Origin of the sequence: Planosporangium thailandense (genome assembly GCF_011947195.1) — a bacterium.
GTDB lineage: Bacteria > Actinomycetota > Actinomycetes > Mycobacteriales > Micromonosporaceae > Planosporangium > Planosporangium thailandense.
This window is the reverse complement of the sequence record NZ_JAATVY010000017.1, coordinates 22,599-45,509: the sequence shown is the minus strand read 5'-3', so window position 1 is coordinate 45,509 and position 22,911 is coordinate 22,599. Positions and strand designations below refer to the sequence as shown.

Below are 22,911 nucleotides of genomic sequence, written 5' to 3'. Positions count from 1 at the left end.
CGCGCGCCGAGCGCGACCGCGCACCGGCGGTCACCGGCGCGTCCGCGTGGTCGCGTGGTCGCGTCCGCAGACCACCACACCCCGCTGCCCGAACGGAGTCCGACCGTGTTCGCACGAAGATGTCCCGCCCGCCCCGGGTGGCACCGCCGCCGGGCCGTCCACCTCGCCGTCGCCGCCGTCGCCGCCGTCGTGGCGGCCGGTGGCGGGGTCGCGGTGGCGAAGGCCCCCGCCGCGCTCGCCGCCGGTGAGCCGGTCAGCATCTGGCTCACCACCACCGACGACAGCGGCGGCCGGCACGTGACCCGCGGCCTGCAACCGCAGGCGCCCGTCACCTTCGCCGGCAGTAGCGCCGCGGCCGACCAGACCGTCACCGTCGACGAGAACACCACGTACCAGCAGTTCGAAGGTGCCGGCGCGTCGTTCACCGACACCGCGGCCTGGCTGATGCACGGCAGCGGCGCGCTGTCGGCGAGTACCCAGAACGACGTCATGCGAAAGCTGTTCGACCCGGTCAACGGCATCGGACTGAGCTTCCTGCGTAACCCGATGGGCGCGTCCGACCTGGCCCGGTACAGCTACTCGTACGACGACACCTGCTGCGACCTCAGCGACTTCTCGCTCAGCCACGACAGCGACGTGATGGCGCTGACCGCGCAGGCGAAGACCCTTGATCCGGCGCTGACGGTGCTGGCGTCGCCGTGGAGCGCGCCGGCCTGGATGAAGGACAACAACAGCTTCGACCAGGGGTGGCTGCAGGCCCGGTACTACGCCATGTACGCCCAGTATTTCGTCAGGTACATCCAGGGGTACGCCGCGAACGGGGTGCACATCGACTACGTGACACCGCAGAACGAGCCCACCTGCTGCCCCGGGTACCCGTCGATGCAGTGGAACACGTCGGGGCTGGACTACTTCGTCGGCACCGACCTGCTGCCCGCGCTCCACAGTGCCGGCCTGACCACCAAGGTGCTCGTACACGACTGGAACTGGGACGGCTACGACACCTGGGCCGCGCCGCTGCTGAACGACCCCGCGATCCGCAACGACCCGAACTTCGGCGGCATCGCCTGGCACGGGTACAGCGGTGACGTCACCGAGCAGACGACGGTGCACAACGCCTTCCCGGGCGTCGGCGCCTACGACACCGAGCACTCCGGCGGCACCTGGATCGCCAACCAGCAGGACGAGGACATGCGTAACCTGATCGACTACACCCGCAACTGGGGGCGTAGCTGGACCAAGTGGAGCCTCGCCGTGGACCAGAGCATGGGCCCGCACAACGGCGGCTGCGGCACCTGTACGGGTCTGATCACCGTGCACAACGGCGACAGCCGCAGCGGCCAGGTCGACTACACCGTCGAGTACTACACGATGGGGCACCTGACGAAGTTCGTGCGGCCGGGCGCGGTACGCATCGCCTCCACCGCCAACGCCACGGCGCCGAACGTCGCGTGGAAGAACCCGGACGGCTCCAAGGCGCTCATCGCCTACAACGGCGGCGGCGGCAGCCGGTCGCTCAAGGTCAACTGGGGCGGGCAGTCGTTCACGTACACCTTGCCGGGCAAGACGTCGGCGACGTTCGCCTGGAGCGGCGCCCAGGGTGGCGGCGGCACCCACACCGGAGCGATCGTCGGGTACGGCGGCAAGTGCGTCGACGTCGCCGGGGCCAACCCGGCCAACGGCACCCAGGTCCAGCTCTACACCTGCAACGGCACCGGCGCCCAGAGCTGGACCGTCGGCAACTCCGACGGTGGCATCCGGGCCCTCGGCAAGTGCCTCGACGTGGTCGCCGCCGGCACGGCCGACGGGACGAAGGTCCAGCTGTACGACTGCAACGGCACCGGCGCCCAGCGGTGGACCGGCTCCAACGGCTCGCTGGTCAACACCGGTTCGGGCAAGTGCCTGGACGCCACCGGGGTCAGCTCAGCCGTCGGCACTCCGCTGCAGATCTGGACCTGCACCGGCGGCGCCAACCAGAAGTGGACGCTGCCGGGTTGACCGGTGACGCGTCGGGGCGGCCCGGTCACCGGGCCGCCCCACGGGTGTCACCAGCCAACGGCGACCAGCAGGTACCGCGGGTTCGCGTGGGAGATGAACGACGACTGGCCGGCCACGTCGTCGTACGGGAAGCCGTACGCGAGGTGGTTGATGGCGCGGTCGTGCCAGAACCGCGCGTAGTAGTTCGCCGGCGGCGCCAGGTAGAAGTTGCCTGGAGTCTGCTGCTGCGCGGTCGGTAGCTGCGCGGTGTGCCGGTTCAGGGCGGCGCAGAGGTTCGGGTTGCCGGCCAGCGAACCGGCGCAGCCGAAGATGTTGGAGGTCGACTCGTTGACCCCGACCGACGCGGCGTAGCTGGTGTAGTAGTTCTGGTTCACGCCGCCGGCCCGAAACGACGGGTCGCTGCCGGGTGCGATGATCCGGTACGGCGCCTGGGTCTGCGCGAGCACCTTGAACTCGGCCGGCACCTCAGTGACGAACCTCTGGAAGGTCACCGACCGGTCCTCGGCGAAGGTGGCCTGGTCCTCACCGACCTGCACGTCATACCCGTCGTGGGCGTGCAGCCGCATCGCGAGCTTCAGGCCGAACGCGTCGACCCGGGTGGTGTTGCCGTTGAACACCGAGGGTCCCACGGTGAACTCGATGAAGTCGTAGTACTGGCTGGTCGGCGAGCCCAGGTAGAAGTACATCCGGCCGGCCGAGTTGGCCGGCATGTCGAGGTACGGCTGCTCGGCGATCGAGTGGGTCTGCCCGTTGAAGCTCCAGTACACCTGGTTGTCGGGGTAGTGCCCGTTCGTGCGGTTCAGCACCTTGACCGTCAGCACGTTCTGCGCGGCCGGGATTTCGCTGGTGTCACCCCAGAACGAGCCGGGATCCGGTCCGGGTGCGGCGACGCCGTAGACCTGGAACTCCCAGAGCGAGTAACCGTACGGCGTTGCGCGGGCGGTGCCGTACATGCGCACGTAGCGGCCGGTGCCGGTGACGGCGAGGGTCTCGGTGCCGCCGGCCCCGGTGGTGGTGGAGTAGACCGTGGTCCAGGTGGTGGCGTCGGTGGAGGTCTGGATGGCGTACGCCCTGGCGTAGGCGGCCTCCCATCGGAGAACGACCCGGGAAACGGTGGCGGTCGCGCCCAGGTCGACCTGAATCCATTGTGGATCGGAGAACTGGCTCGACCAGCGGGTACCGGGGTCGCCGTCGACCGCCGCCGACGCCGGGGTCCCGGCATTCTCGGTGGACGAGGCGATGGCGGGCCGGCCCTGGGAGAGCGGGGTGTCGGCGGCGGTGGCGCCCGGGGTGGTCGCCGCGGCGTAGAGGGCGATGACGGTGACGATCAGTGTGACGGCGGCGACGGCGCGCCGGCGTGAAGCGGAGCGTGTGGCGAGGGTGGGGACGGCCATGGCTCCTCCTAGGGTGCCGGGACATCCGCAGCGGCCCGGCTGGCGGGGAGGTTTCCGACAGGTGTCGGAGAGCGCTTTCCAAGCAGGGTGAGGGCCGGCCAACCTTCTGTCAAGGCATTTACAAGTTTCTATCTACGTCCTCACTTTCGCAGGTGGCGTAATTTTTCTAAAGCATCGACTAAGACTTAAATTAAGAGTGAATGTCGCTTCTGTGGAATGGCGTACATGATCGCGCCCCGCACTGTGTGCTACCTCTGGCAACAAACTCCCTGGCCAGGGTGCATATCACCGGTTCCGGGCTGTTCCGGGAGATCTTCCGTCACCTCGCCGGTGATCCATTCGGGCCCTTGACAGTTGTGGCGGGCCGGGCGGACCTTTCTGAAACCCGCTCGTCATAACGATGAATCTCGATGTAAACCGCCGGGTTCCGCACGCCTCCTCGGGGGGCCGCCGTCTCGCCGCACCGGTTTGGCGCGTCCCGCCCGCCCACGCCCGCACCGCAGCCCACCCCACGCCCGCACCGCCGTCCCGCCCACGCACGCGCACGCTTGAGGGAGATCTCATGCAGGCTGTCACCCGTCACCGAGCCCGCCATGGCAGACCGGGTTACCTACTCGCAATGATCGTCACGGCGACGGCGCTGCTGGTCGCACTCGTCGTGGTCGTCGTGACCGTTCCGGCCCGCGCGGCCTCGACCCTGCTGTCGCCGGGTGCGGCGCCCGCTTCGGGTGGCTGCGGCGCGACCGACGCCGCCCTGAACCAACCGGCTACGGCGTCGTCGACCGAGTCCGGCGCGTTCCCGGCGTCGGCGGCGGTCGACGGCAACCCCGGCACCCGGTGGTCCAGCCAGTTCTCCGATCCGCAGTGGCTCCAGGTGGACCTGGGCCGCACCCAGCAGGTCTGCCAGGTCGTCCTCACCTGGGAGGCCGCGTACGCCACCGCGTTCCAGGTCCAGGTGTCGAGCGACGCCGTGACGTGGACACCGGTGTACTCGACCACCACCGGCACCGGCGGCACCCAGACCCTCGACGTCTCCGGCAGCGGCCGTTACCTGCGCGTGTACGGCACGGCGCGCGCCACCCCGTACGGATACTCGCTGTGGGAACTCGTGGTGCACACGACGGGCGGATCCACGCCGTTACCCGGCGGCGGCTCCCTGGGCCCCAACGTGATCGTCTTCGACCCGTCGATGTCCGGCACGGCCATCCAGGCCCAGCTCGACACCGTGTTCAGGCAGCAGGAGCGCAACCAGTTCGGCACGCAGCGGTACGCGCTGCTGTTCAAGCCCGGCACCTACAGCGGGATCAACGCCCAGATCGGCTTCTACACCTCCATCGCCGGCCTCGGCCGCAACCCCGACGACGTGCGGATCAACGGCGACGTGACCGTCGACGCGGGCTGGGCCGGCGGCAACGCCACCCAGAACTTCTGGCGGTCGGCGGAGAACCTGTCCGTCTACCCGTCCGCCGGATTCACCCGGTGGGCAGTGTCCCAGGCCGCGCCGTTCCGCCGGATGGACATCCACGGCGACCTGAACCTGGCGCCCGCCGGGTACGGCTGGGCCAGCGGCGGCTACATCGCCGACTCCCGGGTCAGCGGCACCGTCGGCCCGTACTCACAGCAGCAGTGGTTCACCCGTGACAGCCAGATCGGCGGGTGGCTCAACGGGGTCTGGAACATGACGTTCTCCGGCGTCCTCGGCGCGCCCGCGCAGAGCTTCCCCAACCCGCCCTACACGGTGCTCGCCCGCAGCCCCGTCACCCGGGAGAAGCCCTACCTGTACGTCGACGCAGCCGGCGCCTACCAGGTGTTCGTTCCAAGTCTGCGGACCGACTCCCAGGGCACCACGTGGGCGGGCGGCGCCACACCCGGCAGCGCGATCCCGCTCACCCGGTTCTACGTGGCCCGGCCCGGCGACTCCGCCGCCACCCTCAACGCCGCGCTCAGCCAGGGCCTGAACCTGCTGTTCACCCCCGGCATCTACCACCTCGACCAGACGGTGACCGTGACCCGCCCCGACACCGTCGTGCTCGGCCTCGGGTACCCGACGCTGGTGCCCGACAACGGCGTGACCGCGATGAGCGTCGCCGACGTCGACGGGGTCAAGCTCGCCGGGCTGCTGTTCGACGCCGGCCCGGTGAACTCCCCGGTCCTGTTGCGGATCGGCCCGAACGGCGCCGCGGCCGGCCACGCCGGCAACCCCACCTCCGTCCAGGACGTGTTCTTCCGCATCGGGGGCGCCGGTGCCGGATCCGCGACCACCAGTCTGGTCGTCAACAGCGCGAACACCATCATCGACCACATCTGGGCCTGGCGCGCCGACCACGGCAGCGGCGTCGGCTGGACCGTCAACACCGCCGACACGGGGCTCGTCGTCAACGGCCCCAACGTGACCGCGTACGCGCTGTTCGTCGAGCACTACCAGAAGGACGAAGTCATCTGGAACAGCAACGGCGGTCGGACCGTCTTCCTGCAGAACGAGATGCCCTACGACCCGCCCAGCCGGGCCGCCTGGCGCGCCGGCGCCAACGGGTACGCGGCCTACAAGGTCGCGGACACGGTCAGCAGCCATGAGGCCTGGGGGTTGGGCAGCTACTGCTACTTCAACGTCGATTCCGGCATCCACGCCGACCACGGCTTCGAAGCTCCCACCACGTCCGGCGTGCGGTTTCACGACCTGCTCACCGTCTCCCTCGGCGGCAACGGAACCATCGACCACGTCATCAACGACGCCGGTGCCGCGGCGACGGGCGCCGCCACCGTACCGGTGAACCTGGTCAGCTACCCGTGACCGGCCTGAGGAGATGACATGAGACTCCGGCTCAGCCCCACCCTCCGCCGACGCCGGCCCGTGGTCGCCGTCGCGGTCGCCGCCGCCCTCGTCACGGGCGTCGCCGTCGTCGTCCCGAAACCGGCGGCCGCCGTCGCTCCGCCGGTGACCGTGGCCGGCACGACGCTGCTATCCCGGAACAAGCCGGCGACCGCCTCGTCCACCGAGTCCGGGGCGTTCCCGGCCGCGGCCGCGGTGGACGGCGACCCCGGTACCCGCTGGTCGAGCCAGTTCTCCGATCCGCAGTGGCTACAGGTGGATCTGGGTGCGACCGCGGACGTCAGCCAGGTCGTGCTCGACTGGGAGACGGCGTACGCCGCCGCGTTCCAGGTCCAGGTGTCGGCCGACGCCACCACGTGGACCACCATCTACTCCACCACCGGCACGGGCGGGACCCAGACCCTCGACGTCACCGGCGCCGGCCGGTACGTGCGGATGTACGGCACGGCCCGCGCCACCGGCTACGGGTACTCCCTGTGGGAGTTCCAGGTCTACGGCACAAGCGGTGGCTCGGCGCCGGTCATCTCGCAGTTCCAGCCGGTCCAGGCGTCGTCGTACGTGGGCGGCAACGCGCCCGCGGCGGCGTTCGACGGCCGGACCACCACCCGGTGGGAGAGCGCAGCCGGCGATCCACAGTGGATATCCGTGGACCTGGGCGGTCCCGCCACGATCACCGGCGTGGTGCTCACCTGGGAGGCCGCCTACGCCACCGCCTACCACGTCGACGTCTCCGACGACGCGGCAACCTGGTCGACGGTCTACTCCACCACCACCGGGAAGGGCGGCACCGAGACACTGAACCTCACCGCCACCGGCCGGTACGTCCGCCTGTACGGCACGGCCCGGGCCACCGGCTACGGGTACTCGCTGTGGGAGTTCGAGGTCCATGGCAGCGTCGACACCTCGTCGGCCACCCCGCCGATGCTGTCCGGGCCCACCCGGCCACCGGCGACGACCGGGCAGTTCGCCCTCTCCGCACCCGCCGACGGTGCCATGGTCACCGACACCCGACGGCCCACCCTCGCCTGGACGGCCGTCGGCGGCGCCGCGCGCTACCAGGTCTGGATCAACATCAGCCGGACCGACTACGACTTCACCGCCTCCGGCAACCTGATCGACCTGTACACCAAGGTGGCCGAGCAGACCGGCACCAGCTACACGCCGACCTGGGACCTGCCCGACCGCTGGACGTACAAGTGGTACGTCGCGGCGGTGAGCGGGTCGGGCGCGACCACGACGTCGGCCATCCGCACGTTCAGCCTGTACCTGCCCACCGTCAGTACCGTCGCCGACGGGGTGCCGGTCATCAGCGGTATGCGGGACCTCAACAAGGACGGCGTCATCGAGCCGTACGAAGACTGGCGCCAGCCGATCGACACCCGCGTTAACGACCTGCTCGGCCGGATGACGGCGCAGGAGAAGGCCTACCAGATGTTCTACAACGCCCAGACGTACCCGCGGGCGGGTTGGCATTTCGGGCCGGCGCAGCCGCAGGATCTCAACGGCTACCTGCTCGCCGCCGCCGGCACCCGGCTGGGCATTCCGTTCATCTCGGCGGGCGACACCATCCACGGCTACCAGACCACCTACCCGACACAGAGCGCGCTGGCCGCCGGCAGGGACTACGCACTCGACTACAAGCTGGGCGACATGCAGCGCAAGGAGGAGTTGGAGGTCGGCACCCGCGGCGTGCTCGGGCCGCTCGCCGAGGTCGGCACCAAGGTGCTCTACCCCCGCATCCAGGAGGGCAACGGCGAGAACGCCGACGTCGCCGCCGCGCAGGTGCGCGCGCTGGTGTCCGGGCTGCAGGGCGGCCCGGAGCTGAATCCGCACTCGGTACTGGCGACCGTGAAGCACTGGCCGGGCGAGGGCGCCGGCGGCGAGGCCGGCATCACGTACGACGCGGTGACCATCAAGTACCACATGATCCCGTTCCGCGCCGCCATGGAGGCTGGCGCCGTCAACATCATGCCCGGCTACGCCGGCAGTTCGTACCTCGACCCGGGTGGCCCCGGCGCCGGCGACAGCGCCAAGATCCTCGCCTACCTGCGGCAGAACCTGGGCTACACCGGCCTCATCACCACCGACTGGCTGCCGTCCGGCCAGCCGTGGATCGACGCCGCGAACGCCGGCTCCGACGTGATGGGCGGGGCCGATCCGGGCGCGGCGGGCTTCTCACTGACCACGTTCCTCGCACACGTGCCGGCCAGCCGCATCGACGACGCGGTCCGCCGGGTGCTGCGGCTGAAGTTCGCCCTCGGCCTGTTCGAGAACCCGTACGGCGACCCGGTCAACGGCCCGTACCGGTGGCACCAGCCGTCGTATACCGCGCTGGCCAACCAGGCCGAGCGGGAGTCGCTGACGCTGCTGAAGAACGACGGCATCCTCCCGCTCAAGCTCACGGCCGGGGACAACATCGTGGTGGCCGGCCCGCGCGCCACCGACCCCAACTCGTGCTGCGTCTGGACCAGCTACTTCCACTCGGAGTACGGCTCCCTGGACCTCCTCGACGCGATCAGGGCGAGGGCGGCCACCGCCGGCGTGAACGTCTACTCCGGCTCCGGCCCGTCACCCAAGCTCGCCGTCGTGGCCGTGGGGGAGTCCTCCTACACCCACGCCACCAACTGGACCAAGGAACAGCCCTACCTGCCGCCCGATCAGCTCACGACCATCCAGAGCTTCAAGAACCAGGGGATTCCCGTGGTGGTGATCCTGGTCCTGCCGCGCCCGTACGTCATCACCGAGTGGAACGGCCTGGCCGACGCCGTCGTGGTCACCTACCGCGGCGGTGAGGAGATGGGGCCGGCGGCGGCCAGCCTGCTCTTCGGCGACTACGCCCCGCACGGCACGCTGCCCTGGCAACTGCCCCGCAGCCTGGACCAGATCCTCCGGCCGGGCGGCGCCGACGTGCCGGGCGACGCGGTCGAGCACTGGGACCTGCCGTACGACCTGGGCGCCAGCGACGTCGAGCGCGCCGACATCCGGGCGCACATCGACGCCGGCCAGCCGGTGCCGACGACATACGGAAACCCGCTGTACCCGTACGGTGCGGGTCTCCAGGGCTGGCCTTAGCTCAGCCGTACCGGCCGGGGTAGTGACGCCAGCCGCCGTACGCGGTGATGTCGGCGCCGGCGTCCACCCCGGTCGGGTCGGTGAGGAAACCGGGCACGACGCCGCCGTCGTCCAGGTCGACCGCGCCGAGCGCGAGCGGCGGGGCGACGGTGGCCAGCAGCTCACCGACGCCGGCGGCCGGCAGGTCCCAGATCTCGACCTCCAGGCCGGTCGCCGGCCCGCTGGCGGCGCGGACGAGGCCGGGGCGGGGGACCGGCCCCTCGACGCGGTACATCCGGTACCCGCCGGCGGTACGCGCGCGGGCATGCAGCCGACCGCCGAGCGCGACCAGCTGGTCGTTGAGCGGCTCGCCGGTGAGGTGGGCGCCGGCGACGGCGAGCAGGCTGCGCACGGCCGGCGGCCGCACCGGTTCGCCGAGCCAGCGGGCCGCCAGGTCGAGCAGCGGACCGTCGGCGAACGCGGGGGCGATCAGCTGGACACCGAACGGCAGGCCGTCGTCGCGGTGCCCGGCGGGGACCGCCACGGCGCAGAGGTCGAGGAGGTTGACCATGTTGGTGTACGTGCCGAGGCGGGCGTTCACCCCGATCGGATCCGCCGCGACCTCCGCCAGCGTCGGGTGGCCGGGGGTGACCGGCAGCATCAGCGCGTCCGCGCCCACGAACACCCGCAGCGCGGCGGCGCGCAGCTCGGCGAGCCGCTGCTGGCCACGGAAGACGTCCGCGCCGGTGACGGTGGCGGCCCCGTGGACGATGCGCCGTACGACCGCATCGAGATGCGGCCCGTCCGGTTCGAGCAGCCGCCCGAAGGCAGCGAGCCGCTCGGCGACGAACGGACCGTACAGCAGCCGCGCCGCCTCGAGGAACGCCGACACGTCGACGGGCACGAGCCGCGCGACGGACGCCGCGAACGCCTGGGCCGCCTGCCAGGCCGCGGCGTGCGGCGGGTCGAGGTCGAGCGGCCCGTCCGGTACGGCGATGACGCGCATCGTGCGGGCGACCCCCGGCGGTGGTAGCGCGGGCATCGCCCGGGACCAGGGGTCGTCCGCGTCCGGGCCGGCCAGCGCCGCGAACGCGGTGCGTGCCAGCGCGACGGTGCGGGTGAGCGTCGTGACGCAGTCCAGCGACGGGCAGGCCGGCAGCACGCCGCGGGTCGGTACCAGGCCGCGGGTCGGCTTCACACCCACCAGGCCGTTGAACGCGGCCGGTACCCGACCGCTGCCCGCGGTGTCGGTGCCGAGCGCCAGCGGGACGACGCCGGCGGCGACCGCCACCGCGCTGCCGGAGCTGCTGCCGCCGCTGACGTGGTCGGCGGAGAAGACGCTGGAGCAGGCGCCGTACGGGGACCGGGTGCCGACCAGGCCGGTGGCGAACTGGTCGAGGTTGGTCTTGCCGATCGGGGCGGCGCCGGCGTCGAGCAGGCGCCGCACGGCCGCCGATGAGCGCGCGGCCGGCGCGGTGAGGGCAGGGCACGCGGCTGTGGTCGGTACGCCGGCGACGTCGATGTTGTCCTTGACCGCGAACGGCACTCCCGCCAGCGGCCCGTCGGCGGCCGGCCGCAGCGCGTCGATCTCCTGTGGACTCAGGTGTCGGATGAAGGCGGGCTGGTGGAGATCGGCGGCGGCATCCAGCACCGCGGACAGATGGAGTTTCATCGGGTGCTCCAACGCGTGCGTTCGGCCTCGAAGGCGGCGCGGCGCCGGCTCCGGAGGGCGGCGATCTCGCCGGCGTTCGCGGCTTCCAGCGCGCGGATCTCGGCGAGGGAGAACGTGGCCGGTCGCACGTCGAGGTCGGCCGTGCCGGCTTTGATGGCGGCCCGCCGCTCGGCCAGCTCGTGCGCGGAGACCGGGACGAAGCGCAGCCGGTCGAACTGGCGCAGCAGCCACGGCGGCTCGGCCGACGCGGGGACGTGCCGCCAGACCGGTACGGTCCGTCCGACCAGTTGGTAGCCGCCGGGGCCTTCCATGCCGTAGACGCACAGGTACACGCCGCCGATGCCGACGGCGTTCTGTGGTGTCCAGGTCCGTGCGGGGTCGTACTTGGTGGTCACGAGGCGGTGGCGGGGATCGATGGGTACGGCGACCGGCGCGCCCAGGTACACGTCACCGAGGCCGACGACCAGGTAGGTCGCCGAGGTGACGATGTCGAACACCTCCTCCCGCCGGTCGAGGTCGTTGACGCGCCGGATGAACTCGACGTTGTCCGGGCACCACGGCGCGTCGGGGCGCACCGATCGGGCATAGCGGGCCATCGCCTCGTGCGTGGCGGGGTGGTCGAACGCGAGGGGGAGGGTCACCTCCCGGACGTCGAGGGTGACGCTCTCGGGGTCGGGAAGCCGCGTGGCCAGGCCGGCGAGGAGGCGGGCCAGCGTCGGCAGCGGCAGCGCGCGCTCGTCGACCTGGACCAGCATCGACCGGACCCCCTCGACCAGTTCACGCACCGCGGGTAGCCGCAGCGCGCGCAGGCGCTCGGCGAGCAGGTGCACCCACACCCGTACGCGCAGGTCGAGCTCGCACGCGCCGGCCTCGACGAGCACGTGGTGGTCGCCGGCCCGGCGGATGACCAGGCGCGGCCGCGGACCGTCGCCGGGCAGCTCGGCCAGCGCCGGGACCGCCGTCGCGCCTGGCGGCGGAGAAGAGCCGGGTGGCGCAGCGGCGGCGGGCGGCGGAGAAGAGCCGGGTGGCGCAGCGGCGGCCGGCGGTACGTCGCCCAGCGCGGCGGCGAACGCGCGGGCGACCGCGGTCGCGGGATCCGTGAGCAGCGCTGTCCGTTCGGCGTTCGCCCGGTCCGCCGTGTCGGGGCCGACGGGCCGCAGGCGGACGGTGTCACCCGGTCGCAGTTGGGCGAGCATCCACCGGTCGGCCCGGATCACGACGCCCGGGACGACGAACCCACCGAGGCTCGGCCCGTCCGGCCCGACGATGACCGGGGTGTCGCCGGAGAGCATGATGCCGCCGACCGGGTAGGCGCTGTCGTGGATGTTGGACGGGTGCAGGCCGGCCTCGCCGCCGTCGGTGCGCGCCCACTCGGGAGCGGGACCGACCAGCCGGATGCCGGTACGGTCGGCCCGGTGGTCGACCGTCCAGGCCGTGCCGAACAGCGCCGCCGCACCGTCCGCGGTGAGGTACTCGGGCTCGCCGTGCGGGCCGGGCAGGACCCGCAGCGTCCACGCCCGGGTCAGCGCCGGCAGCAGCGGCGCGACGTCCAGCGGCGCGTCGAGGTTCTCGATCCGGCCGAGCGGTAGCGTGTCGCCGGCGGTGAGCGCGCGGCCGTGCAGGCCGCCGAAGCCGCCGAGCAGGAACGTCGAACGGCTGCCGAGCACGGCGGGGACGGTGACGCCACCGGCGACGGCGAGGTACCCCCGCATCCCCGGCGCTCCGCAGGCGCCCATGTCGAGCACGCTGTCGGCCGGGGCGACGGTCACCACGCCGGCGCGGACCGGCCGGCCGTCGAGCGTCGCCGCGCCGACCGCGCCGGCCAGGCAGATCAGGGTCCGCCGGCCGAAGCGCAGCGCGGGGCCGGTCAGCACCGCTTCCAGCCCGGCGGCGTCGCGCGGGTTGCCGACGGCCCGGTTGGCCAGCGCGAAGGACAGGTCGTCCCAGGCCCCGGACGGCGGCACGCCGACGTCCCACCGGCCGCCGCGGCCCGCCAGGTCCTGGACGCTCGTCTGCAGGCCGGGGCTGAGGATCTCGACGGTACCGGTCCGGACGGCGCCATCGACCGCGCTCACGCCGACCACCAGCCCAGCAGCCGGACCGGGGTCGGGTCCCAGCCGTTGCACGGGTTGTTCACCTGTGGACAGTTGCTGATGAGGACGACGACGTCGCGCTCGGCGCGGACCTCCACGTACGCGCCGGGTGCCGACACCCCATTGGCGAAGGTGAGGCCGCCGTCGGGCGTGAGCGGGACGTTCATGAAGAAGTTGACGTTGTGGCCCAGGTCGCGGGCGCCGATGCCCACCTCGGCTCCGTACCGCAGGAACGTCTCCCGGCAGGCGTGCTGGTGTCGGGTGTGCATCCCGTACCGGACGACGTTCGACTCCTGCGCGCAGGCCCCGCCCAGCGTGTCGTGGCGGCCGCAGGTGTCGGCGGTGATCGTGACCAGGGGGTCGAGGTCGACCGAGAGCAGCCGGGACCCGGTGGTCAGGTAGGCCGAGCCCTGCTCCCGGATGGTGTCGAAAGCGCTGTACCGGTTGGCGAGGTTGCCCGCGTCGTAGAACAGCGTGTCGACGGCCTGGTTGCCGTGCAGGTCGACGATGCGCAGCGACCCGCCGGCGGGGATCCGCCCGACGTAGCCGTCCCCGGCTGCGACGGTGCGGTCGAGGACGGCGGCCGGTGGCCGCAGCGGGCTCTCGATGAGGACCGTCACGTCGTCACCGCCTTCGCCGCGGCGAGCGCGCGGGCGCTCTCGGGACGGAAGGTGACCGACGGATCGTCGGGTCCGTACCGCGTGCCGACGTGGACCTCGGCGCGGACCGCGCCGGGTGCCCAGGTCGGGCTCATCGGGTGCGGCGCCGTGGAGCAGACGAACAGGAGCTCCTGCTCGGCCCGTAGCGTGACCCAGTCACCGGCGGTCGCGTGCCGGGGGTCGTACGCGAGCCGCCCGTCGTCGCCGATCGCCACCTTTGCGAAGAAGTTGACGCAGCCGTGCAGGTCCGTCGGGCCGCGGCCGTGCTTGCGTAGTTCGCTCAGCAACCCGTACCGCGCAGACCGGCGCCAGTCGTTGCGGTCGGTCGCGTTCGACGATCGCCCGGCCGCCTCGGCGTGCCCGTCGAGCGAGTGGCCGGTGAGGCAGTCGTGCCAGTCGAGCGACGATCCGGTGACCGAGCACAGGGCGGTGCCCCGATCGGACATCAGGACCATCGGCGGCCGGATCCGCGCGCTCAGCTGCGCCTTGAGCGTGTCCGGGACGTTCAGGCGGTCCACCGGATCGGACGCGGCGAAGATCAGGGCCGAGCAGACGGCGCCGTCGTCGAGCGCGGTAAGGCGCAGCAGCCGTCCGGTACGCAGCCGCACCGACCAGTACGACGCGGCGGGGATGTCATGGCTGAGGATCACTCCGTCACCTCCACGGCAAGCGCGCCGAACGGAGCGCCCTGCCGCCCGGCGGCGCCCCCGCGTACCTCCGACCGCCGCGTCGCGTAGGCGACCGCGCCCACGCCCACCGCGCCGGCCAGGACGAGCTCCGGGAAGAACCGGAGGTACCAGTCGGCCCCGAACACCTTCGCCCGCGGCCAGGCGAGGTTGACCGCCATCCCGATTCCCCACACCACCGCCACCGCGTTGACCGGCAGCCCCCACCGGCCGAGGCAGAACAGGCCGTGGGTACGCGACCAGCGGCCCCGCAGGCGCGCGAGCAGCAGCGGCGCGGTCACCATGAGGTAGGCCAGGTAGAGCAGCATGATGCAGACGCTCGACAGCGCCAGGAAGACAGCGGCGTTGCCGACGTTGAGCACGAGCAGGCCGACGGCGAGCACGCCGACGACGACGGCCGGCAGGATCGGCGTCCGGGTCCGGGGGTTGACCCGGGACAGCGCCGTCGAGAACGGCAGCACCCGGTCCCGGGCCATCGAGAACATCATCCTGGTCGTGGCGGTCTGGATGGCCAGCGTGCAGACGGTGACCGCGATGGCGACGTCCACCAGGAAGACCCGGCCCAGCGTGCCGCCGAGCCGGCTGGTCAGCACGTACGGCAGACCGCGGGCCGGGTCGCCGAGCGCGCCGTCGGTCACGCTCGGGGCCGCCATCAGGGTGGCCAGGAGCATCAGCGCGCCGCCGATGCCGGAGACGACCAGCGCCCGCAGGATCGTACGCGGCGCCGTCCGCCGCGGGCTCTTCGTCTCCTCCGACAGCTCACCGGCGCTGTCGAAGCCGACCAGGACGTAAGCGGCCATCAGCCCGGAGATGGCGAACGACCAGAGGTAGGTGGTGCCGTGCCCGGCTCCGGGACCGGGATGCAGCACCACACCCGGGCCGCGCTCGGCGTGCCCGAACAGCGCGACGCAGAGCAGCACGACGCCGGCGAGCTCGCAGGTGACGCCGACGCTGTTTATCACCGACATGGTCCGCACGCCGACCGCGTTGATCAGCGTGGTGGCGATCAGCAGGGCGCTGCCGAGGAGGACGGCGTTCGCGGTGGGGTCGGCCACGAGCTGGAAACCGTCCCAGATGGACGGTAGGACGACCTGCATGGCGATCGCCGCGGCGGCGACGGTCACGACCTGGGCGACGAGCATCAGCCAGCCCGCCGTCCAGCCCCACAGGGCGCCGCCGAGCCGGGTGGACCACTGGTAGATGCAGCCGGAGATGGGCAGCTTCGCGGCCAGTTCGGCGAAGCACAGCGCGACGAGGAGCTGGCCGCCGAAGACCAGGGGCCAGGTCCAGAAGAACGCCGGCCCGCCGAACCCGAAACCGAAGCTGAAGAGCTGGAAGACCGTGGTCAGGATCGACACGAAGGAGAATCCGGCCGCGAACGACCCGTAGGTGCCGATGCTGCGCTGCAGTTGTGGCCGGTAGCCGAACCTCTGAAGGTCGCTGGCGTCAGCGACGTCCGGGGCGGTGTGGGGTGGATCCGCGAGCGCCGTCATGTCTGGCCCTTCCGTGCGGGGCCCGGACACCGCACGGCCCGGGCCGCTGTTGGCCTCCCGGGCTTTTCTCCCGCCGTGGGACGGGGACGGCCGACGACAGCCGGTCCCCGCCTGCGTCTCTCGGACCAGACCCGCCGAAACCGGCGGCGGAACCCTAGACGCGCCCCGCAGAACCTGCTGCGGGTCGTCTGAAAGTCAACGGCACCGGAGTGTCACGACGAGGTCGGTTCAATGACGAGCTTGTGTCCGCTCACCTGAGCGTGTTGCGTCGGGGTAACGCCAATGGATGTGCACCCGCGCCGACGGCGGGTGCACATCGGCGTATCGGCTACCCGCCCAGCGGTGCCAGCTCCGGGCCGGTCAGCCGGGCCGCGTCGGCGGCCTCGTCGTCGTCCTGCTCCTGCGAGGCCCGCTCGGCCCGCACCCGCTGCAGGTAGTGCTCGACCTCGTGGTCGATCCGGTCGTCTCCCCACCCGATGACAGCGGCCATGAGCTCCGCGGCGGGCCGGGCCGCGGCCGCGCCCCGGTCGGGCGTCTCGATGGAGATCCGGGTGCGCCGGGTGAGGACGTCCTCGAGGTGCCGGGCGTCCTCGTGCGACGCCGCGTACGCCACCTCCGCCCGGAGGTAGTCCTCGGCGCCGTCGAGCGGCTCGCCCATACCGGGCTCCTTACGGACGAGCGCGAGCACCTCCTCGGTGAGGGTGCCGTACCGGTGCAGCAGGTGCTCCACCCGCGCCACGTGCAGGCCGCTGTCGGCCGCGAGGGTGCGGCGCCGGTTCCACAGCGCGGTGAACCCCTCGGCGCCCAGCAGCGGTATGACGTCGGTGCACGAGGCCGGCACCGCCCGGTCGAGGCCCTTGGCGGCGGCGTCGACCGCGTCGCGCGCCATGACCCGGTACGTGGTGTACTTGCCGCCCGCGACCACCACCAGTCCCGGTGCCGGGCTGGCGACGGTGTGCTCGCGGGACAGCTTGGAGGTCAGCTCCGACTCACCGGACAGCAGCGGGCGCAGGCCGACGTACACGCCCTGCACGTCGTCCCGGGTCAACGGCGTGACGAGCACCTGGTTGACCTGCTCGAGCAGGTAGTCGATGTCGGTACTGGACGCGGCCGGATGCCGCTTGTCCAGCCGCCAGTCGGTGTCCGTGGTGCCGATGATCCAGTGCCGGTCCCACGGGATGACGAAGAGCACGCTGCTGGCGGTACGGGTGATCAGGCCCGTCGACGACTGGATGCGGTCCCGCGGTACCAGCAGGTGCACGCCCTTCGACGCGCGTACGTTGAACCGGCCCCGCTCGCCGAGCAGCGCCTGGGTGTCGTCGGTCCACACGCCGGTGGCGTTGATGACCTGGCGGGCCCGTACCTCGAACTCCCGGTCGTGTTCCAGGTCGTGGACCCGCACGCCGGTCACCCGGTCGCCCTCGCGGAGGAAGCCGACGACGGGGGTCCGGGACGCCGCGTGCGCGCCGTACGCCATCGCCGAGCGGACCAGGAAGGTGACGAAGCGGGCGTCGTCCACCTGGGCGTCGTAGTACTGCACGGCGCCGACCAGGGCGTCGCCGCGCAGTGCCGGGCAGGCCTCCAGCGCGCCCCGGCGGGTCAGGTGCCGGTGCCAGGGCAGACCGCGGGAGTGGCCGCTGGAGACGCCCATCGTGTCGTACAGGAGCACGCCGGCGCCGGCGTAGAGCCGTTCCCAGCCGCGGTGGCGCAGCGGGTACAGGAACGGCACCGGGTGTACCAGGTGCGGTGCGATGCGCTGCAGCAGCAGGCCCCGCTCCCGCAGGGCCTCCCGGACCAGCCCGAAGTCGAGCATCTCCAGGTACCGCAGCCCGCCGTGGATCAGCTTGCTGGAGCGGCTGGACGTGCCGCTCGCCCAGTCGGCGGCCTCGACCAGGCCGACGGAGAGTCCTCGGGTGGCGGCGTCGAGCGCGGCGCCCGCGCCGACGACGCCGCCACCGACGACCACGACGTCGAGCTCCGGGCCGCCGGACATGGCGGCCAGGGCCCGCTCGCGGGCCAGGGGGGACATTGTCGCGGAGTGCATTGCTGTTTCTCTCCTTTTCGGGACGGGCGGCCGATGGATGCCCACCGGCCGCCCTGGTGAGGCGTCGGGACGCCTGGCGTCAGCCGACGTCGACCCAGTCGAGGGTGCGCCCGACCGCCTTCTTCCACTTGGCGTACCCGTCTTCGCGGCGCTCCGGTGACCACGTGGGGCTCCAGCGCTGGTGTTCGTTCCAGTTCTCGCGCAGCTCGTCGGTGTTCTTCCAGAAGCCGACGGCGAGGCCGGCGGCGTAGGCGGCGCCCAGCGCGGTGGTCTCGGCGACGACCGGGCGGCTGACCGGGACGCCGAGGATGTCGGCCTGCAGCTGCATGCACAGGCTGTTGGCGGTGACGCCGCCGTCCACCTTGAGCACGTCCAGGGAGACGCCCGAGTCCTGGGCCATCGCCTCGGCGACGTCGCGGGTCTGGTAGCAGATCGATTCCAGGGTGGCGCGGGCGAGGTGGGCGTTGGTGTTGTAGCGGGACAGGCCGACGATGGCGCCGCGAGCGTCGGAGCGCCAGTAGGGGGCGAACAGCCCGGAGAAGGCGGGTACGAAGTAGACGCCGCCGTTGTCCTCGACCTGGCGGGCCAGGGCCTCGCTCTGGGCGGCGCCGCTGATGATGCCGAGCTGGTCGCGCAGCCACTGCACCGCCGACCCGGTGACCGCGATCGAGCCTTCGAGGGCGTACACCGGCGCCTCGTCGCCGAACCGGTACGCGACGGTGGTGAGCAGTCCGTGCTTGGAGCGTACGATGTCGGTGCCGGTGTTGAGCAGCATGAAGTTGCCGGTGCCGTACGTGTTCTTGGCTTCGCCGGGCGTGAAGCAGACCTGGCCGACGGTGGCGGCCTGCTGGTCGCCGAGGTCGGCGGTGAGCGGCACCTCGCCGCCGAGCGGGCCACCGGCGAGGGTCACGCCGTAGCGGGTGGGGTCCGACGACGGCCGGATCTCGGGCAGCATGGCCCGTGGGATGTTGAAGAGCGACAGCAGTTCGTCGTCCCAGTCCAGTGTCTCCAGGTCCATCAGCATGGTCCGGCTGGCGTTGGTGACGTCGGTGACGTGCACGCCGCCGTCGGGTCCACCGGTGAGGTTCCACAGCAGCCAGGTGTCGGTGTTGCCGAAGATCGCGTCACCGTTCTCGGCGGCCGCGCGGACCCCGTCGACGTTCTCCAGGATCCACTGGATCTTTCCGCCGGAGAAGTAGGTGGCCGGTGGCAGGCCCGCCTTGCGGCGGATGATGTCGCCGCGGCCGTCCCGGTCCAGGGCGGAGGCGATCCGGTCGGTACGGGTGTCCTGCCAGACGATCGCGTTGTAGTAGGGCCGGCCGGTGCGCCGGTTCCACACCACGGTGGTCTCGCGCTGGTTGGTGATGCCGAGCGCGGCCAGGTCGGACGCGTCCAGGCCGAGGGAGTTCATCGCGGTACGGATGACCGCCGAGGTGCGCTCCCAGATCTCGACCGGGTTGTGCTCCACCCAGCCGGCCTGCGGCAGGATCTGCTCGTGTTCGAGCTGGTGGCGGCCGACCTCGTTACCGTTGTGGTCGAAAATCATGAATCGGGTGCTGGTCGTTCCCTGGTCCACCGCGCCGACGAAGTCAGCCATGCGATTCCTCCAAGTCCTTTCGGGGGATGGTCGTTGGGGGGTCGGTCGATGTGTGTGGCGGGTCAGATGGCTTCGGCCGGAACCCGTCCGGGTTCGGCGGGTTCGGCCGGGACGTTCGCCGCTTCGTCCTTGGGCAGGAAGCGGCCGACGAGCGCCTCGTAGGCGCCCGCGCCGAGGAGGCCGCCGACGATCGGGCCGGCGATCGGCACCCAGAAGTAGAGCCCTCCGTACTGGTCGTGGAAGGCGGAGTGGTAACCGGTCACGAATGAGGCCAGGCGCGGGCCGAAGTCACGGGCCGGGTTGATCGCGTACCCGGCGTCGGTACCCCAGGCCATGCCGATCGCGACCACGATCAGCCCGACGACGATCGGGGCCAGGTTGGCGGCGGGCGCGGTGTTGCGCAGGTCGGTGACGGCGATGACGACGAACAGCAGGATCGCGGTACCGATGATCTGGTCTCTTAACGCGCCCCATTGCCCGACCGGCAGGGTCCCGTTGCCCGGCAGCGTGGAGAACACGCCCTGCGTCTTGACCGTGTGACCTGGGTCCAGTTTGGACAGCACCTCGCTGTAGTTCCAGCGCACCAGCAGCGCGGCGACGAACGCGCCCGCGGTCTGCGCCAGGGAGTAGGGGAGCACCTTGCGCCAGGAGAAGCCTTTGAAGGCGGCCAGCGCGATCGTGACCGCGGGGTTGAGGTGCGCCCCGCTGATCCGGCCGGCGACGTAGACCGCGAGCGCGACGCCGAGCCCCCAGCCCCAGCTGATGCTGTCGTGGTTGCCGAGGCCGCCGGCGACGACCTGCGCCACGACGCCGACGCCGAACAGAATCAAGATCATTGTGCCGGCGAACTCGGCCGCCAGTTCGCCGAGGAGCCCCCGACTCTTGAGCCACGCCATTTTTCCTCCTCGATGTGATGTCCATCAGTGGGTGCCGACGGTAGGGAGCGCGCGGGAGGCGGGTCAACGAACCGGGGTCGGCATTGTCGAACACTGTTGCGAGCAATCGAACGTTGTTAACATCCGGCGCGTGCCAGGTCTGGTTCAGTCCATCGAGCGGGCAGCCGCGATCCTGCGGCTGCTCGCCAGCAGCGCCGGTCGGCTCGGCGTCGGGGAGATCGCGCGCTCGCTCGACCTGCCGAAGGGCACGGCGCACGGGATCCTGCGCACGCTGCAGGCGGTCGGCTTCGTCGAACAGGACAAGACGTCGGGCAAGTACCAGCTCGGCGCGGCGCTGCTGCACCTGGGCACCAGCTACCTCGACGTCAACGAACTGCGATCACGCTCGATCAACTGGGCCGACCCGCTCGCCGCCCGCAGCGGGGAGGCGGTACGGATCGGCACGCTGCTGGAAGGCAAGGTGCTCGTCGTGCACCACGTGTTCCGGCCCGACGACAGCCTGCAGACCCTCGACGTCGGAGCACTGCTGCCGCTGCACGCGACGGCGCTGGGAAAGGTGCTGCTCGCCTACGACGCGAGCACCGCGGCGACCGTCCTGCGGGGCGAACTGGAGCCCTACAGCCGCCGTACCCTCGTCAACCCCCGCGCGCTCGCCCGCGCGCTCGCCGCCGTCCGGGACGCCGGCTGGGGTGCCGAGGTCGAGGAGATGACCGTCGGTGAGGCCGGCATCGCCGCGCCGATCCGGGGGTACGGCGGGCTCGTGGTCGGCGCCATCGGCGTGTCCGGCGCCGTGGAGCGCATCTGCGACACCAAAGGCCAGCCCAACCCGACCCTCGTCGCGTACGTCCGCGACGCCGCGCGCGCGGTCTCCCGGGACCTGGGAGCCGCGCGATGGTGACCTCCACCCCTCCGGCTCGAAGTGAGAACAGCCATGCCCGAGCGCTACGTCGTCTCCATTGACCAGGGCACCACCTCCACCCGGTGCATCGTCTTCGACCGCCGCGGCCAACTGGTCTCCGTGGTCCAGCGCGAACATCAGCAGTACTTTCCGAAACCCGGCTGGGTCGAGCACGACGCGACCGAGATCTGGCGCAACGTGGAGCGGATCGTGCCGCGCGCGGTCGCGCAGGCGGGCGCCGGCCCCGAGCAGATCGCCGCCATCGGCATCGCCAACCAGCGGGAGACCACCGTGCTCTGGGACCGGCGGACCGGCGTGCCGTACGGCAACGCGATCGTGTGGCAGGACACCCGGACCGACTCGCTGGTCGACGAGCTTGCCCGCGTCCCGGGCGTCGAGGCCGTGTCGCAACGGTCCGGGCTGCCGCTCGCCACGTACTTCTCCGGCCCGCGCATCCGGTGGATGCTCGACAACACACCCGGTCTGCGAGAACGGGCCGAGCGCGGCGATGTCCTTTTCGGCACCATGGAGACCTGGCTGGTGTGGAACCTCACCGGAGGCCCGGAGGGGGGCATCCACATCACCGACGTCACCAACGCCAGCCGCACGATGCTGATGGACATCACGACCCTCGAATGGGACCCCTATCTGCTGTCGTTCTTCGGGATCCCGGCGTCGATGCTGCCCGAGATCCGGTCGTCGGCGCAGGTGTACGGCACGTCCCGCACCGTGCTGCCCGGCGTGGAGATCGCCGCCGCGCTCGGCGACCAGCAGGCGGCGCTCTTCGGGCAGACCTGCTTCGCCCCCGGCGAGGCGAAGTGCACGTACGGCACCGGCGGCTTCCTGCTCCTCAACACCGGCCGCGAGCTCGTACGCTCCACCCACGGCCTGTTGAGCACGGTGGGCTACCGGATCGACGGCGAGGCGCCGGTGTACGCCCTCGAAGGGCCGATCGCCATCGCCGGCTCCCTCGTCCAGTGGTTCCGCGACCGGCTGGAGCTCATCAGCACCGCACCGGAGATCGAGACCCTCGCCCGCAGCGTGGACAACAACGGCGGGTGCTATATCGTGCCCGCCTTCTCCGGGCTGTTCGCGCCGCACTGGCGCAGCGAGGCCCGCGGTGTCATCGTCGGCCTCACCTCGTACATCACCAAGGGCCACCTGGCGCGCGCCGTGCTGGAGGCGACCGGCTGGCAGACCCGCGAGGTGGTCGACGCGATGAACGCCGACTCCGGGTTGGCGCTGCGTACGCTCAAGGTCGACGGTGGGATGACCTCGGACAACCTGCTCATGCAGTTCATCGCCGATGTCCTCGACGTGCCGGTCGTACGGCCGATGGTCGCCGAGACGGTCTCCCTCGGTGCGGCGTACGCCGCCGGCCTGGCCGTGGGCTACTGGCCGGATCTGGAGGGGCTGCGCCAGAACTGGCACCGCGCCGGCCAGTGGCTGCCGGCCATGGACCCGCAGCGGCGCGCGCAGGAGTACGACAACTGGCAGCGCGCCGTGGAGCGCGCGTTCGGCTGGATCAAACAACCGCTGGCGTGATCTTCAGCGCTGGCTGGATGACTCGCGAACCGCCCGGCCTACCCATGGTCGGCCG

The 22,911-nt window shown here is 71.6% G+C and carries 14 protein-coding genes and 1 riboswitch; of the genes, 5 read left to right on the top strand and 9 right to left on the bottom strand.

Annotated elements, in window-relative coordinates; all coding sequences use genetic code 11:
• Nucleotides 1-105 precede the first annotated feature (105 nt).
• Nucleotides 106-1,998: a ricin-type beta-trefoil lectin domain protein gene (locus HC031_RS21365; protein WP_338090767.1), complete on the top strand. Its 1,893-nt coding sequence runs from the start codon at nucleotides 106-108 to the stop codon at nucleotides 1,996-1,998.
• A gap of 47 nt (nucleotides 1,999-2,045) precedes the next feature.
• Here the strand turns inward: HC031_RS21365 and HC031_RS21360 are convergent, their stop codons facing one another.
• The gene (locus tag HC031_RS21360; protein WP_167927162.1) at nucleotides 2,046-3,392 is read right to left on the bottom strand and encodes a beta-1,3-glucanase family protein; all 1,347 of its coding nucleotides are present in this window, start codon (nucleotides 3,390-3,392) and stop codon (nucleotides 2,046-2,048) included.
• A 619-nt stretch (nucleotides 3,393-4,011) separates the two neighbouring features.
• Between HC031_RS21360 and HC031_RS21355 the strand changes: the two genes are divergently transcribed.
• Both HC031_RS21355 and HC031_RS21350 read left to right on the top strand, forming a co-directional pair.
• Nucleotides 4,012-6,183: a discoidin domain-containing protein gene (locus tag HC031_RS21355; RefSeq protein WP_240942783.1), complete on the top strand. Its 2,172-nt coding sequence runs from the start codon at nucleotides 4,012-4,014 to the stop codon at nucleotides 6,181-6,183.
• Nucleotides 6,184-6,201: 18 nt separating this feature from the next.
• Nucleotides 6,202-9,294, top strand: coding sequence for a discoidin domain-containing protein (locus tag HC031_RS21350; protein ID WP_167927160.1), 3,093 nt, complete (start codon nucleotides 6,202-6,204; stop codon nucleotides 9,292-9,294).
• Between the two features lies 1 nt (nucleotide 9,295).
• Here HC031_RS21350 and atzF read toward each other — a convergent pair whose 3' ends face one another.
• The 8 genes from atzF to HC031_RS21310 form a co-directional block, all read right to left on the bottom strand.
• Nucleotides 9,296-10,945, bottom strand: coding sequence for an allophanate hydrolase (gene atzF, locus HC031_RS21345; protein ID WP_205863051.1), 1,650 nt, complete (start codon nucleotides 10,943-10,945; stop codon nucleotides 9,296-9,298).
• The gene (locus HC031_RS21340; protein ID WP_167927159.1) at nucleotides 10,942-13,020 is read right to left on the bottom strand and encodes a 5-oxoprolinase/urea amidolyase family protein; all 2,079 of its coding nucleotides are present in this window, start codon (nucleotides 13,018-13,020) and stop codon (nucleotides 10,942-10,944) included. Before HC031_RS21340 ends, atzF begins: the two co-directional genes overlap by 4 nt.
• Nucleotides 13,017-13,658 carry an urea amidolyase associated protein UAAP2 gene (locus tag HC031_RS21335; protein ID WP_167927158.1) on the bottom strand — a complete coding sequence of 214 codons (642 nt, stop codon included), beginning with the start codon at nucleotides 13,656-13,658 and terminating at the stop codon, nucleotides 13,017-13,019. Before HC031_RS21335 ends, HC031_RS21340 begins: the two co-directional genes overlap by 4 nt.
• Nucleotides 13,655-14,347 carry a DUF1989 domain-containing protein gene (locus HC031_RS21330; RefSeq protein ID WP_167927157.1) on the bottom strand — a complete coding sequence of 231 codons (693 nt, stop codon included), beginning with the start codon at nucleotides 14,345-14,347 and terminating at the stop codon, nucleotides 13,655-13,657. Before HC031_RS21330 ends, HC031_RS21335 begins: the two co-directional genes overlap by 4 nt.
• Entirely contained in the window at nucleotides 14,344-15,876 is a 1,533-nt protein-coding gene (locus HC031_RS21325) for an amino acid permease (protein WP_167927156.1), read from the bottom strand. The genes HC031_RS21330 and HC031_RS21325 overlap by 4 nt, the downstream gene beginning before the upstream one ends.
• Nucleotides 15,877-15,928: 52 nt before the next feature.
• A riboswitch (guanidine-I (ykkC/yxkD leader) is annotated at nucleotides 15,929-16,045 on the bottom strand.
• 159 nt (nucleotides 16,046-16,204) lie between these two features.
• Complete coding sequence (locus HC031_RS21320) at nucleotides 16,205-17,920, bottom strand: glycerol-3-phosphate dehydrogenase/oxidase (protein ID WP_167927155.1); 1,716 nt, start codon at nucleotides 17,918-17,920, stop codon at nucleotides 16,205-16,207.
• A 79-nt stretch (nucleotides 17,921-17,999) separates the two neighbouring features.
• Nucleotides 18,000-19,517 carry a glycerol kinase GlpK gene (gene glpK / locus HC031_RS21315; RefSeq protein WP_167927154.1) on the bottom strand — a complete coding sequence of 506 codons (1,518 nt, stop codon included), beginning with the start codon at nucleotides 19,515-19,517 and terminating at the stop codon, nucleotides 18,000-18,002.
• 62 nt (nucleotides 19,518-19,579) lie between these two features.
• Complete coding sequence (locus tag HC031_RS21310; protein WP_167927153.1) at nucleotides 19,580-20,413, bottom strand: MIP/aquaporin family protein; 834 nt, start codon at nucleotides 20,411-20,413, stop codon at nucleotides 19,580-19,582.
• Between the two features lie 130 nt (nucleotides 20,414-20,543).
• Here HC031_RS21310 and HC031_RS21305 point away from each other — a divergent pair, with 130 nt between their 5' ends.
• Together HC031_RS21305 and glpK (HC031_RS21300) are read left to right on the top strand one after the other, a co-directional pair.
• Nucleotides 20,544-21,311: an IclR family transcriptional regulator domain-containing protein gene (locus HC031_RS21305; RefSeq protein WP_167927152.1), complete on the top strand. Its 768-nt coding sequence runs from the start codon at nucleotides 20,544-20,546 to the stop codon at nucleotides 21,309-21,311.
• Nucleotides 21,312-21,344: 33 nt separating this feature from the next.
• Nucleotides 21,345-22,856: a glycerol kinase GlpK gene (glpK, locus tag HC031_RS21300; RefSeq protein ID WP_167927151.1), complete on the top strand. Its 1,512-nt coding sequence runs from the start codon at nucleotides 21,345-21,347 to the stop codon at nucleotides 22,854-22,856.
• Nucleotides 22,857-22,911: the final 55 nt, after the last annotated feature.

Bases quoted from the DNA above. Each gene is read 5' to 3' on its own strand.
- glpK (WP_167927151.1), top strand. From the start codon at position 21,345: ATGCCCGAGCGCTACGTCGTCTCCATTGACCAGGGCACCACCTCCACC.
- HC031_RS21320 (WP_167927155.1), bottom strand. From the start codon at position 17,920: ATGCACTCCGCGACAATGTCCCCCCTGGCCCGCGAGCGGGCCCTGGCC.
- HC031_RS21350 (WP_167927160.1), top strand. From the start codon at position 6,202: ATGAGACTCCGGCTCAGCCCCACCCTCCGCCGACGCCGGCCCGTGGTC.
- HC031_RS21310 (WP_167927153.1), bottom strand. From the start codon at position 20,413: ATGGCGTGGCTCAAGAGTCGGGGGCTCCTCGGCGAACTGGCGGCCGAG.
- atzF (WP_205863051.1), bottom strand. From the start codon at position 10,945: ATGAAACTCCATCTGTCCGCGGTGCTGGATGCCGCCGCCGATCTCCAC.
- HC031_RS21360 (WP_167927162.1), bottom strand. From the start codon at position 3,392: ATGGCCGTCCCCACCCTCGCCACACGCTCCGCTTCACGCCGGCGCGCC.
- glpK (WP_167927154.1), bottom strand. From the start codon at position 19,517: ATGGCTGACTTCGTCGGCGCGGTGGACCAGGGAACGACCAGCACCCGA.
- HC031_RS21355 (WP_240942783.1), top strand. From the start codon at position 4,012: ATGATCGTCACGGCGACGGCGCTGCTGGTCGCACTCGTCGTGGTCGTC.
- HC031_RS21325 (WP_167927156.1), bottom strand. From the start codon at position 15,876: ATGACGGCGCTCGCGGATCCACCCCACACCGCCCCGGACGTCGCTGAC.